12 protein-coding genes and 1 tRNA gene are annotated in these 13,832 nt (G+C 62.1%); 7 read left to right on the forward strand and 6 right to left on the reverse strand.

Annotated features, from left to right (window positions below):
• Positions 1-244 precede the first annotated feature (244 nt).
• The 4 genes from arcA to OC537_RS15610 all read left to right on the forward strand — a co-directional run bounded on the left by arcA (position 245) and on the right by OC537_RS15610 (position 5,055).
• A complete protein-coding gene (gene arcA, locus OC537_RS15595) occupies positions 245-1,465 on the forward strand; it encodes an arginine deiminase (RefSeq protein ID WP_106885524.1) in 1,221 nt (406 codons plus the stop codon).
• 62 nt (positions 1,466-1,527) lie between these two features.
• Entirely contained in the window at positions 1,528-2,454 is a 927-nt protein-coding gene (gene arcC, locus OC537_RS15600) for a carbamate kinase (RefSeq protein WP_106885525.1), read from the forward strand.
• A gap of 70 nt (positions 2,455-2,524) precedes the next feature.
• Positions 2,525-3,529, forward strand: coding sequence for an ornithine carbamoyltransferase (gene argF, locus OC537_RS15605; RefSeq protein WP_042644520.1), 1,005 nt, complete (start codon positions 2,525-2,527; stop codon positions 3,527-3,529).
• Positions 3,530-3,648: 119 nt separating this feature from the next.
• Positions 3,649-5,055, forward strand: coding sequence for a YfcC family protein (locus OC537_RS15610; RefSeq protein WP_025328664.1), 1,407 nt, complete (start codon positions 3,649-3,651; stop codon positions 5,053-5,055).
• A gap of 141 nt (positions 5,056-5,196) precedes the next feature.
• Here OC537_RS15610 and OC537_RS15615 read toward each other — a convergent pair whose 3' ends face one another.
• The 4 genes from OC537_RS15615 to OC537_RS15630 form a co-directional block, all read right to left on the reverse strand.
• Positions 5,197-5,688, reverse strand: a complete 492-nt coding sequence (locus OC537_RS15615) for an arginine repressor (protein WP_005324454.1) — start codon at positions 5,686-5,688, stop codon at positions 5,197-5,199.
• A 200-nt stretch (positions 5,689-5,888) separates the two neighbouring features.
• Positions 5,889-6,353: an aspartate carbamoyltransferase regulatory subunit gene (pyrI, locus tag OC537_RS15620; RefSeq protein ID WP_005324452.1), complete on the reverse strand. Its 465-nt coding sequence runs from the start codon at positions 6,351-6,353 to the stop codon at positions 5,889-5,891.
• 17 nt (positions 6,354-6,370) lie between these two features.
• A complete protein-coding gene (pyrB, locus tag OC537_RS15625) occupies positions 6,371-7,291 on the reverse strand; it encodes an aspartate carbamoyltransferase (protein WP_005324450.1) in 921 nt (306 codons plus the stop codon).
• 232 nt (positions 7,292-7,523) lie between these two features.
• Positions 7,524-8,108, reverse strand: a complete 585-nt coding sequence (locus tag OC537_RS15630; RefSeq protein ID WP_262112609.1) for a hypothetical protein — start codon at positions 8,106-8,108, stop codon at positions 7,524-7,526.
• Positions 8,109-8,310: 202 nt separating this feature from the next.
• On the opposite strand from OC537_RS15630, the gene OC537_RS15635 reads away from it, so the two are divergent.
• Positions 8,311-8,387: transfer RNA gene (locus OC537_RS15635), tRNA-Trp, on the forward strand.
• A gap of 368 nt (positions 8,388-8,755) precedes the next feature.
• Positions 8,756-10,645 carry a methyl-accepting chemotaxis protein gene (locus OC537_RS15640; protein WP_111910887.1) on the forward strand — a complete coding sequence of 630 codons (1,890 nt, stop codon included), beginning with the start codon at positions 8,756-8,758 and terminating at the stop codon, positions 10,643-10,645.
• A gap of 275 nt (positions 10,646-10,920) precedes the next feature.
• Here the strand turns inward: OC537_RS15640 and OC537_RS15645 are convergent, their stop codons facing one another.
• Together OC537_RS15645 and OC537_RS15650 are read right to left on the reverse strand one after the other, a co-directional pair.
• Positions 10,921-11,448 (reverse strand): lipocalin family protein, encoded by a 528-nt coding sequence (locus OC537_RS15645; protein ID WP_168236008.1) that lies wholly within the window; start codon positions 11,446-11,448, stop codon positions 10,921-10,923.
• Positions 11,449-11,464: 16 nt separating this feature from the next.
• On the reverse strand, positions 11,465-12,367 hold the full coding sequence (locus OC537_RS15650) for an AraC family transcriptional regulator (protein WP_168236007.1): 903 nt from the start codon (positions 12,365-12,367) through the stop codon (positions 11,465-11,467).
• Positions 12,368-12,511: 144 nt separating this feature from the next.
• Here OC537_RS15650 and yqhD point away from each other — a divergent pair, with 144 nt between their 5' ends.
• Entirely contained in the window at positions 12,512-13,675 is a 1,164-nt protein-coding gene (gene yqhD, locus OC537_RS15655; protein ID WP_262112618.1) for an alcohol dehydrogenase, read from the forward strand.
• Positions 13,676-13,832: the final 157 nt, after the last annotated feature.

Here is a 13,832-nt window from a genome sequence, read left to right on the forward strand (position 1 = left end):
AGTAAATGTCATTTATGTAAACTCCATCATAAATTAACTCCTGATTTTATTCAGTCTAGAGTGAATGTGATCAATGTCTAAGTTTGCGGTGATTGCTAGTCCTAACCTCTGTCACGAAAGGCAAGGGCAGGATAGAACACAAGCCGAGTACCCTACATAAAGAATATCCCGCCTTAGCCACGAGCCAGAATAGAAGGAATCTATTCAATCACTCGCAGGGACCACTGCTAGACGGAATATAATCATGAGCAAATTTTATGTAGGTTCTGAAGTTGGCCAATTGCGCCGTGTCATGCTGCACCGCCCCAACCTCAGTCTGAAGCGCCTGACCCCTTCCAACTGCCAGGATCTGCTGTTCGATGACGTCCTGTCCGTTGAACGTGCCGGTCAGGAGCACGACAAATTCGCTCAGGTACTGCGCGATCAGAATGTCGAAGTCTTCCTGCTGACCAACCTGCTTGCCGAAACCCTGGATGTGCCGGAAGCCAAAGCCTGGCTGCTGCAACACCAGGTCTCCGATTATCGCCTCGGCACCGCACTGGCCAATGACGTGCGCTGCTTCCTGGCTGACATGCCGCACCGCGAGCTGGCCCGCATCCTCTCCGGTGGCCTGACCTACTCAGAGATGCCCTTCAGCGGCGTCAACATGGTGGTCGGCATGCACGCTCCGACCGACTTCATCATAGAGCCGCTGCCCAACCACCTCTTTACCCGTGATACCTCCTGCTGGGTTTACGGTGGCGTCTCCATCAACCCCATGGCCAAGGCCGCCCGTCGCCGCGAGACCAACCATGTGAAGGCCATCTACCGCTGGCACCCGCAGTTCGCCGGTCAGGACTTCATCAAGTACTTCGGTGACGAGGATCGTGACTACGACAACTCCACCATCGAAGGGGGCGACGTCCTGGTCATCGGCCGGGGCGCCGTGCTCATCGGCATGTCCGAGCGCACCACGCCGCAAGGGGTGGAGCACCTGGCACGCGGCCTGTTCAAGCACGGTCAGGCCAAACAGGTCATCGCCATGCAACTGCCGAAACACCGCAGCTGCATGCACCTGGATACCGTCATGACCCACATGGACATAGACACCTTCTCCGTCTATCCGGAGGTCATCCGCAAGGATGTGAACTGCTGGAGCCTGACTCCGGGCGGCGCCACCGGCATGAACATCAAGGAAGAGGGCTACTTCGTCACCGCCATCGAGAAGGCGCTGGGCGTGGATCAGCTCAAGCTCATCACCACAGGTGGTGACAGCTTCGAGGCCGAGCGCGAGCAGTGGAACGATGCCAACAACGTGCTGACAGTGCGTCCCGGCGTGGTGGTGGGTTACGAGCGCAACACCTACACCAACGAGAAGTACGACAAGGCCGGCATCACAGTGCTGCCCATCCCGGGTGAAGAGCTGGGACGTGGTCGCGGCGGCGCCCGCTGCATGAGCTGCCCGATGGAACGTGACGGCATCTGACAAGACGGCGTGGCGCCGGCAGAGGCTGGCGCCACACAGACCCCGAATCGAGATCAACCACTATGAAAAAACCAACTGTCGTCGTCGCCCTGGGTGGCAATGCTCTGCTCCGTCGTGGCGAGCCCCTTGAAGCCGACATCCAGCGCAAGAACATAGCGACCGCCGCCAAGACCATCGCCCGGATCGCCGAGGAGTACAACGTGGTGCTGGTGCACGGCAACGGCCCGCAAGTCGGCCTGCTGGCTCTGCAGAACAGCGCCTATACCAAGGTCTCCCCCTATCCCCTGGATGTGCTGGGCGCCGAGTCCCAGGGCATGATCGGCTACATGCTGATCCAGGAGCTGAAAAACCTGATGCCGAGCCGCAACGTCACCGCGCTGCTGACCCAGGTGCAGGTCGACCCCAAGGATCCCGCCTTCGCCAATCCGACCAAATTTATCGGCCCCGTCTATGAGGAAGCCGAGGCCCGCGCCCTGGCGGCCGAGAAGCACTGGTCGGTCAAGGCCGACGGCAAGTTCTTCCGCCGCGTGGTGCCGTCCCCGCTGCCCCAGCGCATCGTCGAAGGCGACGCCATCGAAACCCTGATCGCCCAGGGCCACCTCATCATCTGTACCGGTGGTGGCGGCATTCCGGTGACCTGGGATGGCCAGTGCCTGACCGGCATCGAAGCGGTGATCGACAAAGACATGTCCGCCGCCTACCTGGCCAGACAGATCAAGGCCGATGCCCTGCTGATCCTGACCGACGCCGATGCCGTCTACCTGGATTGGGGCAAGCCGACCCAGCACCCGCTGCGGGTCACCAGCCCGGATGAACTGGCTGGCGTCAAGTTCGATGCCGGCTCCATGGGGCCCAAGGTCGAAGCCTCCTGCGAATTTGTCAAGGCAACCGGCGGCATGGTCGGGATCGGTTCCCTGGAAGATGGCCTCGCCATCCTCAAAGGCGAAGCCGGCACCAATATAGTCGCCACCCATACCGTGAATGCTTGAGTCGTTGAATCACTGCGTAGTTAACAACACTGCCCGAATTGGTCTGACACAAATATAGAGAGAACTCATCATGGCTTTTAATCTGCGTAACCGTAACTTCCTGAAACTGCTGGACTTCACCCCGCGCGAAATCCAATACATGATCGATCTGGCCATCGACCTGAAAAAAGCCAAATACGGTGGCTATGAGCGCAAACATCTAAGCGGAAAAAATATTGCCCTCATCTTCGAGAAGACCTCCACCCGTACCCGCTGCGCCTTTGAAGTGGCGGCCTTCGACCAGGGCGCGCAAGTATCCTACCTTGGCCCAAGCGGTTCCCAGATCGGTCACAAGGAGTCCATGAAGGACACCGCCCGTGTGCTGGGCCGCATGTATGACGGCATCGAATACCGTGGCTACGGCCAGGAGATAGTGGAAGAGCTGGGTGCCTATGCCGGTGTCCCGGTCTGGAACGGCCTGACCAACGAATTCCACCCGACCCAGATCCTGGCGGACTTCATGACCATGCTGGAGCACGGCAAGGGCAAGCGTCTGGATCAAATCAAGTTCGCCTACCTGGGTGACGCTCGCAACAACATGGGCAACTCACTGATGGTCGGTGCCGCCAAGATGGGCATGGACATCCGCCTGGTTGCTCCCAAGGCCTTCTGGCCGGAAGAAGAGCTGGTCGCCAAGTGTCGCCAGATCGCCGAAGAGACAGGTGCGCGCATTCACCTGACCGAAGACGTGAAAGAGGGCGTGCTGGGTACCGACTTCCTCTATACCGACGTCTGGGTTTCCATGGGTGAAGCGAAGGAAGCCTGGGATCAACGGGTGAAACTGATGACCCCCTATCAGATCAACATGGACGTCATCAACGCCACCAAGAACCCGGATGTGAAGTTCATGCACTGCCTGCCGGCGTTCCACAACGATGAGACCACCATGGGCAAGGAAGTGGCTGACAAATATGGCATGAAGGGTCTGGAAGTGACCGAGGACGTGTTCGAATCCGAACACAGCATAGTCTTCGACGAGGCCGAAAACCGGATGCACACCATCAAGGCAGTGATGGTGGCTACGCTGGGCGACTAAGGTCGCCGGTGGTGCCGGGGGGTGACCCCCGGCTTTTCGACCATGTGACGGCGGCATAACACCTCTAACCCTACGACCCGCAGATACATGGATACCACACCACAGAAGGAAGCTGGACCATGACCAAATTCAAGTTCCCGTCAGCCTACACCATATTGTTTGTGCTGATCGCCCTGGTGGCCGCCCTGAGCTGGATAGTGCCGGCCGGCAAATACGACATGGTAATGAATGAAGCCCTCGGCAAGGAAGTGCCGGTGGCTGGCACCTACAAGCTGGTAGAGGCCAATCCCCAGGGGATAGTCGACGTGCTGCTGGCACCCATCGATGGCCTCTACAACCACGATACCTATGAGGCAGGCGCCATCGACGTCTCCCTCTTCATCCTGATCATCGGCGGCTTCCTTGGCATAGTGACCAAGACTGGGGCCATCGATGCCGGTATCGAGCGCGTCACCGATCGTCTGCGTGGCCGCGAGGAGTGGATGATCCCTATCCTGATGGCGCTGTTCGCCGCAGGGGGCACCATCTACGGCATGGCGGAAGAGTCGCTGCCCTTCTACACCCTGCTGGTGCCGGTGATGATGGCCGCCCGCTTCGACCCCGTGGTCGCCGCCGCGACAGTGTTGCTCGGCGCCGGTATAGGGACGCTGGGCTCCACCATAAACCCGTTCGCCACCGTGATTGCCGCCAACGCGGCCGGCATCTCCTTCACCGACGGCATCTGGCTGCGGGTCGCCATGCTGGTGGCTGGCTGGCTGCTGTGCGTCGCCTATGTGATGCGTTACGCCAAGATGGTGCGCAACGACCCCAGCAAGTCCCTGGTGGCCGACAAGTGGGATGAGAACCGTGCCCACTTCCTCGGCAACAAGAGCGACCAGATGCTGGAGTTCACCCTGACTCGCAAGATAGTGCTGGGGATCTTCGTGGCCGCCTTCGCCGTGATGATCTACGGAGTGGCCGTGCTCGGCTGGTGGATGGCGCAGATCTCCGGCGTCTTCCTGGCCGCCGCCATCATAGTCGGCCTCATCTCCCGCATGAGCGAGGAGGAGCTGACCTCCAACTTCATCGACGGTGCCCGCGACCTGCTCGGCGTGGCCCTCATCATAGGTATCGCCCGCGGCATAGTGGTGGTGATGGACAACGGCATGATCACCCACACCATCTTGAACAGCGCGGAGGGCATTGTGACCGGCCTCTCCACAGTGGTGTTCATCAACGTGATGTTCGTGCTGGAAGTGGTGCTCTCCTTCCTGGTGCCGTCCTCCTCCGGTCTGGCGGTGCTGACCATGCCGATCATGGCGCCCCTTGCCGACTTCGCCAACGTGGGCCGCGAGCTGGTGGTGACCGCTTACCAATCCGCCTCCGGTCTGGTGAACCTGGTGACCCCGACCTCGGCCGTGGTCATGGGTGGCCTGGCCATCGCCAAGGTGCCCTATGTGCGCTGGCTGAAGTGGGTGGCACCGCTGCTCGGCATACTGACTGTGCTGATCGTGGTCTGCCTGAGCCTGGGGGCCCTGCTCTCCTGAGTGAAGTAGCACGAGAAGACGAGTCGAATGAAACGGGAGCCTGTGGGCTCCCGTTTTTTTATGGCTGTGCATGATGGCACGGGCAGATCGCAGGCAATAAAAAGGCGACCCAGGGGTCGCCTTGCTGCATTCGGGGCTGGCTTAGCGCGCCTGCTCCAGGGTGCGCACCACGGCGGCATGGGCCTGGCGAGTGCGACTGATGTGGCGCGGGGCTATCAGCACCACATCGTTGCCGGCCACGGCCCCCAGGATCTCGGGATCGGCGTGGCGATCCAGCAGGCGGGCCACCACGGTCGCGGCCCCAGGGGTGGTGTGCACCAGCACCATCTGCTGGTTGTGCACCACGGCGCGCACCATGTCGTGCACGGAGCGGGTGCTGCCGGCGGGTTCCAGCTGATCGTCGACCAGCGTGTAGACCTTCTTGCCATTGGCATTCTGGGCCTTGGCGACGCCGAGGCGGCGCAGCAGACGGGAGATGGTGGACTGGCTGATGTCGGCGAAGCCGCGCTCCGCCAGCTCGCGGCGGATCTCTTCCTGGGTGCTGTAGCAGTGCTGGCCGATGATCTGGCGGCAGGCATCGAGCTGGGCCAGGTCGGACTCCTGTTCCGGGGGGCGACTGAGGGTCTTGACCATGGCGACTTCCTTTGACGATGACAGATGGCTATGGCGCTCAGTCTGTCACGCCTGTTTTTCATAGCGAAAAACACTGATGACGAGCATTTCGGTAGGTGATGAGCGATGTCTAGCCGTTGCGAGATGGCAAATTATAACCAAAGGGGGAATAAGTGATGTGACAGGGGTCAAAAATGGGCCCCGCAGGGCCCGACAGAGTATCAATAGCGCTCGCTGACGATGTCCTGGGTGAAGGATTTTTCGCAGTATTTGCACTTCATGCGCACAGCGCCCTTCACTTCGCGCACCCGGAAATAGCTGTCCACCGGCTCGTTGTGAGAGATGCAGTTGGAGTTGGGGCAGTGGAACACCCCGGCGATGAACTCCGGCAGCTTCAGCTGGTGCTTCTTCACCACGGCGAAGTCTTCGATGATGTTGACGGTCGCGGTCGGGGCAAACAGCGCCAGCTGGTTGGCCTGCTGTTCGGTCAGGCGGGTGTTCTCGATCTTGATGAGATCCTTCTTGCCCAGGGCGCCGGATTTGAGGTTGAAGCCGACGGTGATCCGCTCCTGGGTCTCGATCAGCTGGAACAGCTTGAGGATCTTGATGCCCTGGCCGGCGGGGACGTGGTCGATGACGGAGCCGTGACGGATGGCTTCGACTTGCAGTTGGTTCTTCTCGGACATGATGTTCCCCTTTTCCCTTAGACGGTTTCGTTCAGTACCAGTGCCAGCAGCGCCTGGCGTGCATAGACCCCGTTTTCCGCCTGCTGGAAGTAGTAGGCGTGGGGGGTCTTGTCGACGGCGACCTCGATCTCGTCGACCCGGGGCAGGGGATGCAGGATCTTCATGGTGGGCTTGGCCCCTTCCAGAGTCGCCAGCTCCAGCACGAACTTGGCGGCCATGTGCTTGTATTCGGTCTCGTCGAAGCGCTCTTTCTGGACCCGGGTCATGTAGAGGATGTCCAGCTCCGGCATCACCTCTTCCATGGTCTCGTGGACGCTGAACTGAATGCCCTTCTCCTCCAGCTCTTCGCAGAGGTAGTCCGGCATCGCCAGGGCTTCCGGGGAGATGAAGAAGAAGCGGCAGTTGAACAGGCTCAGGGCCTGGGCCAGGGAGTGGACGGTGCGGCCGTACTTGAGGTCACCGACGAAGGCCACGTTGAGGCCGTCCAGCTTGCCCTGGGTCTCGTGGATGGAGAAGAGGTCGAGCAGGGTCTGGGTCGGATGCTGGTTGGAGCCGTCACCGCCGTTGATGACAGGCACCCGGGAGAATTCGGAGGCCAGACGGGCGGCGCCCTCTTTCGGGTGGCGCATCACCACCGCATCGGCATAGGAGCCGATGATCTTGATGGAGTCGGCCAGGGTCTCGCCCTTCTTGGCGCTGGTGTTGCCGCCGTCGGCGAAGCCGATGATGTTGCCGCCGAGGCGCTGTACCGCGGTCTCGAAGGAGAGACGGGTGCGGGTAGAGGCCTCGAAGAAGCAGCTGGCGACCAGCTTGTCTTTCAGCAGGCGGGTGTCGGGTTCGGCCTTCAACCGCTGAGCGGTGGCGACCACCAGTTCCATGTCGGACCGGGTCAGGTCCGAGATGGAGATGACGTGTTTGTTATAGAGTGGATTGGTCATCGTCTGCATTCCCTTTGACATCAATGAAGGTTTTTCTGGCACAAAAAAAAGCCCCTGAAACAGGGGCTCTTTTTAAAAATAACTGGGGATCTGTGGGTCGGAAACCGGAAACAACGGGGCCGCTCTGGTGCGCTCCACCCGTCTGCAAGGCTGCTTTTTTCATCAAAAACGGCATCGTCCTGTCCCGACCTTTTTCAAAACCGGACAGATTATAGGGCTGGTTTTTGAATTGTCAAAAATTTATTTCAGAGGCAGGATTTGCCGGTAAAAACGTTTGAGTGTCGCGAACGGGTCGACAAATCCAGACCTGGTGCTCACGCTGCAACGACAGGCCATCTTCGGCCATGCTGCGCAGATAGCCGAGCCTGTGATGCCCCTCCAGCAGGCAATATGGCAGCGGCAGGGGTTGGCCGTCCGGATAATGGCCGCCGGGCTCGGGGGCGAGCACTATGATGGGCTCTGACCAGGTGCCCCGGCTCAGCATGTCCTCGCCGAGCCAGGAGCGGCGCACATAGCGGTTGCTGCGCAGCATCTCGCCCCAGCGCTCGATCACCTCCATGTGACGGGAGCCTATCTGGCTCACGACCTGGGCCGTGTCCCAGGCCTCGCACTCGAATTGGTGGCGGGCGAGGTCGATAAAGCTCCAGTTGGACTCAAAACCGCGCCAATGGCGGTAAATCCATTGCGTCAGCACATTTTGGGGAATGAAGGGCACCAGGGGAGAGACCCGCTCGAGATAGTCTGGCAGGGACTCGGTTTTGCGCTCATCCCGGAAGTTGAGGGGCGCAAGTTGTTGAAGCAGGCGGTAATTGAGCATGAACGACCTCCCTGTAGCTGGTTTCACCCTACCCCCATTTATGCCCCATTCCTACCCCGGCGGGACTGCAAATACAGCAAGTTACCCCGGCTGGTTGCGGAAATTGCCGCGATTTGCTCGTGAATTGTTCGATCGCATCGAAAGTGAGAAAAAAAGCCTTTACCTTTGATCCCGGCTTTGTATAATTCGCCTCGTTTGTTGCAGGGGCGTAGTTCCAATTGGTAGAACAGCGGTCTCCAAAACCGATGGTTGCGGGTTCGAGTCCTGCCGCCCCTGCCATTTTCAGAAAGGCCAGCTCATTGAGCTGGCCTTTCGCATTTCTGCGATCCCTGAACCTTTCTGCTGCGCCACTCGCCGGCGACCCCTGACGCACTCCGCGCGACTCACTTCTCTTGTCCTTGCCGATCCGCCCTTGGGTTCGCTCACCCTAGCTGGTCGCCCTGGCGTTGCTGACACTAGTGCCGCCTGCGGGCGGCCTCTGGATGTCGGTGCCCGGCGGCTGAGGTCGCGGTGGCATGCACAGCATCTTCAGCTGTTGATAAAGAAGAAATTAAAAGGATTCACTAAAGTCCAGTGGGGCTGCCGCCGATATCACCTACCAATATGGGGGTATTCCTGGCCTCCTGTCACCACAAGGATTTGTAGTCATGACACTCTCGTTGCGCGGCAAGCTGCTCGCGACCAGCCTGGGGGTAGTGCTGCTGATGGCTGCCCTGCTCGGCATAGTCGCCTTCCACACCCTCAAATCACGGACCCTGAGCGCCATCCAGAGCGAGGCGGTCAACTATGGTCACGCCCATTCGGTGGCCATCGGCAACTGGATGGCGGATCGCAAGCACGCGGTCGATGCCTTGGCCGCCGTCATTGCCGACAATCCCGAGGCGACCCTGGTGCCTCACCTGCTGCAGACCCGCACCTCCGGCGGCTTCGGCCTCACCTATTTCGGCTCGGCGCAAGGGGCCATGACCCGTCACGATCCCTCCCTCAACACCGCCAACTACGATCCCCGGGTGCGCCCCTGGTATCAGAGCGCCAGCAAGGCGGGCAAGCTGATCGTCACCCCGCCCTACGTCAGCGTGACCATGCAGCAGATGGTGGTGACCCTGGCGGAGCCGGTGAGTCATCAGGGTCAGGTGATCGGGGTGGCCGGGGCGGATCTCTCCCTGGATGCCCTGATCGACGAGGTGCTGGCCATGAAGGTGCAGGGGGAGGGCTACGCCATGCTGCTCGACAGCTCCGGCCTCATCGTCGGCCACCCGCAGAAGGAGCTGGCCCTGAAACAGGTGGCCGAGCTGGCCCCCGGCCTCACGGGGACGACCCTGGAGGGCTGGAGCCGGGACGGCGAGCTGCACGTCGCTACCATAGCGGGGCGTGAGGTGCTGCTGTCGGTGCAGGGGGTGCCAGGCACCGACTGGCTGCTCGCCATGGTGATGTACAAGGATGTGCTGGAGGCGCCCTTCGCCAGCCTGCTGTGGCAGCTGGTAGGGCTGACCCTGGTGCTGCTGCTGGTGTTCAGCGCCCTGCTCATCGCCATGTTCAACTACCTCTTTGCCGATCTCGGCCGGGTCTCCAAGGCGCTGGCCGACATAGCCCACGGCGAGGGGGATCTCACCGTGCAGATCGCGGCCCACAGCAAGGACGAGGTGGGGCTGCTGGCCCAGAACTTCAACCTGTTCGTGGCCCGGCTGCACGGCATCGTCAGCCGGTTGCGGGACGTCACCGTCGAACTGGCGGCCCAGTCGCGGACCCAGGCGGCGGGGGCAGAGGCTCGCAGCCAGCGGGTGCGCGAGCAGCAGGACGAGATCGTCATGGTGGCGACCGCGGTGACCGAGATGGCGTCCGCCACCCAGGAGATCGCCGGTAACGCCGAGTTTGCCGCCACTACCTCAGGCGATGCGGTCAGGCTGGCCGTGGCCGGTCAGTCCCAGGTCGGCCAGAGCCAGCGCAGCATCAGCGGCCTGGCAGGGGAGGTGGCCGACGCCAGCCAGACCATTCATGAGCTGGATGGCCATGCCCAGAAGATCAGCGGCATCCTGGCCACCATCAGCGGCATCGCCGAGCAGACCAACCTGCTGGCACTGAACGCCGCCATCGAGGCGGCCCGGGCCGGGGAGCAGGGGCGCGGCTTCGCCGTGGTGGCGGACGAGGTGCGGGTGCTGTCGCGCCGCACCCACGACTCCACCGCCGAGATCCAGCAGATGATAGAGGCGCTGCAGCAGACCACGCGCCGTGCCGTGGGGGGCATGGAGACCAGCCGTCAGCTGGCGGGCACCAGCGTGGAGGATGCGGAGGCCGCCAACCAGAGCCTGGCGCGGATCAACGAGGCCATAGGCGCCATCAGCGACATGGCGACCCAGATAGCGGCGGCGGCGGAGGAGCAGACCTCGGTCACCGGCGAGATCAGCCGCAACACCGAGAATATCCGCCATGTCTCCCAGACGCTGGCGGCGCAGGCGAAGGAGGAGGCCGCCCAGGCCGCCGAGCTCAAGTCCCTGACCGAGCGGCTGGAGCAGGAGATAGGCCGCTTCCGGCTCTAGGGGCAGACCCTGATGTGACAAAGGCGACCCGGGGTCGCCTTTATTCATGCTGTGTATGGATGTTTTGTCGCCATGCACCGGCTGAATAATGCCGGACTCTGGACTCGAAACCTGACCGGTCAGGGGCTCAGAGCGGCTTGATCTAGCCGTAGGAGTCGATGTCCCGCTGGTCGCAGTGCCCCTCGTAGAGGGCCTGGGCCTGCCGATTGTCGGTGGCAGTGCTCAGCATCAGGGGGCGACCCGGGGAATGTCCGGCGGGGTGGCCTGGAAGATCTTCAAGGTGTGTTCCCGGCCGGATCCTGGCTGACCCAGATAAGCTGGTCGGTGGCAAAGCCCAGCCCCCTCGCCTTGGCGATCAGCGCATCCACCTTGGCCTTGGGCGGCTGGGGGGAGCGGGAGAGGATCCACAGATAGTCGTGGTTGTAGCTGGTCACCAGGGAGAGCTGGTAGTCGGGGTCCAGATCGATGACGTTGTAGCCGCCGTAGAAGGGGCCGAAGAAGCTCACCTTGAGCCGCGCCTCGGTAGGCTTGTCCACGAAGTAGGCCTTGCCCTCGGCCTCGCGCCAGCTGCCATCGCTCTGCAGGCCGCGGTTGAGCACCTTGACGCCGCCGTCGTCACGCAGGCTGTAGGTGGCGCTCACCCGCTCCAGCCCCCGCTCGAAGCTGTGGTCGAGACGGGCGATTTCGTACCAGGTGCCGAGGTAGCGATCGAGCTGGAAGCCGGTGACGGGGCGGATGCCGTCGGCGAGGCCGGTGCAGGCCGTCAGTAGCCAGGCGGTGAGCAGACAAAGCAGTGAACGCATGGGGGATCCCTCTCTTTTAGCCTTCGATGATGTGCAACTGGCCTTCCCGGAAGCGGGAGGCCTGATCCGTCGGCGTGCTGCCGAAGAAGCGCTTGTACTCCCGGCTGAACTGGGAGTTGCTCTCGTAGCCTACCTTGGCCGCCGCCGCCCCCGCCTTGATGCCGTCGTGCAGCATCATCATGCGCGCCTTGTGCAGGCGAAACGACTTGATGTACTGCAGGGGCGAGGTGGCGGTGACCGCCTTGAAGTGGTGGTGGAAGGCGGAGACGCTCATGTTCACCTCCCGGGCCAGCTCCTCCATGGTCAGGGTGTCGGCGTAGCGCGCCTCTATCATACGCAGCACCCGGGCTATCTGGCCCACATGGTTGTGACGATTGGCCAGCGCCTGCAGCGCCGGGCCGCCCCCCTCATGCAGGGCGTAGAACAGCATCTCCCGCACCGTCTGCGGCCCCAGCACCCGGGCGTGGTGGGGCTTGTCCATCAGATCGATCAATCGCTCGGCGGCACAGAACATTTCTTCGGACAGGGGGACAGAGTGCACACCGCTCTTTTGCACCGCCGGGGCGGGCAGGGCATCCCCCAGCTCCAGCAGCAGTTCCTGCAGGGTGGCGACGTTGATCTCCAGGGAGAAGCCGATGAGGGGCTGCTCGGGGGAGGCGAAGCACTCGCACTCGCAGGGCAGCGGCAGTGTCATCAGCAGGTAGTGGCTGGGGTCGTAGCGAAACACCTGATCCGCCAGATAGCCCACCTTGTGTCCCTGCAGTATGACGATCATCCGGGGCTGGTAGAGCACGGGCGTGCGGCCGTGATACTCGGTGGTGTAGATGAGGTTCACCTGATCCACCGGGGAGGGGGTGATGCCCGGGGTGGTGACGTGGCGGGCCAGCCTGGCGGCGAGATCGGCGTAACGGTTGGACATGGTCGCTCCGGGTGGATTCTGATGATTTGTAGAAATAGGCAAGCAATGTGCAGAATGTTGTCTTGATGGTAGAGGTTGCCTGTAGAAAAATGCAATCAACATTTTGCGGCCAGGCCGCCGGACTATCAGAAGAAGGCAATGTCGATGAACAACTTTACTCTCCATACCCCCACCAAGGTGCTGTTCGGCAAGGGCCAGGTGGCCCAGCTGCGCGGCCAGATCCCGGCCGACGCCCGTGTCCTCATCACCTACGGTGGCGGCAGCGTGGTGCGTAGCGGCCTGTTGGCGCAGATCCGCAGCGAGCTGGCGGGCCTGACCCTGTTCGAGTTCGGCGGCATAGAGCCCAACCCGGCTTACGAGACCCTGATGGGGGCGGTCGAGCTGGCCCGTGCCGAGCAGATCGACTTCCTGCTCGCCGTCGGCGGCGGCTCGGTGCTCGATGGCACCAAGTTCATCGCCGCTGCCGCTCACTACGATCTGGCCAAAGAGCCCTGGCACATCCTCGAGACGGTCGGTGGCGAGGTGGCTTCCGCCATTCCCCTCGGCGCCGTGCTGACCCTGCCGGCCACCGGCTCCGAGATGAACATGGGGGCCGTCATCACCCGCAGGAGCAGCGGCGACAAGCAGCACTTCTTCTCGCCGTTCGTGATGCCGCGCTTCGCCGTGCTGGATCCCGTGCTCACCTATACACTGCCGGCCCGCCAGGTGGCGAACGGCGTGGTGGATGCCTTCATCCACACCCTGGAGCAGTACCTCACCTACCCGGTCAACGCCAAGGTGCAGGATCGCTTCGCCGAAGGCCTGCTGCTGACCCTGGCTGAGGAGGGCCCCAAGGCGCTGGTGGAGCCGGAAAATTACGAGGTGCGCGCCAACATCATGTGGAGTGCCACCATGGCGCTCAACGGCCTGATCGGGGCCGGCGTGCCCCAGGACTGGGCCACCCACATGCTGGGCCACGAGCTGACCGCCCTGCACGGCCTCGACCACGCCCAGACCCTGGCGGTGGTGCTGCCCGCCCTGCTCGCTGCCAAGCGTGAACAGAAGCACGCCAAGCTGCTGCAATACGCCGAGCGGGTCTGGGATCTGCGCAGTGGCAGCGAAGCGGAGCGCATCGACGGCGCCATCAAAGCCACCCGCGACTTCTTCGAGCGGATGGGGGTCAAGACCCGGCTGCGGGACTACGGCCTGGCCGACGCCAATATCGATACCCTGCTGGCCAAGCTCGAAGAGCACGGCATGACGGCGCTCGGGGAACACGGCGACATCGACCTGGTGCAGAGCCGGCATATTTATGAAGCCGCCTGGTAAGAGGCGAGAGACCAGCTCCGGCCTTGTCCGGGGTTGAATCAGGGGGCCCGCTCCCGCCTTATGGCGGCGGCGCGGCCCCCGAGTCGTTACAAAACGGTTACTTTTTCCCCTTTCATCTCATCAGATGAGCCAACGGCAGATTTCATAAGAACAAAAA

The organism is Aeromonas sp. Marseille-Q5825, assembly GCF_946892685.1.
Taxonomy (GTDB): Bacteria; Pseudomonadota; Gammaproteobacteria; order Enterobacterales; family Aeromonadaceae; genus Aeromonas; species Aeromonas rivipollensis.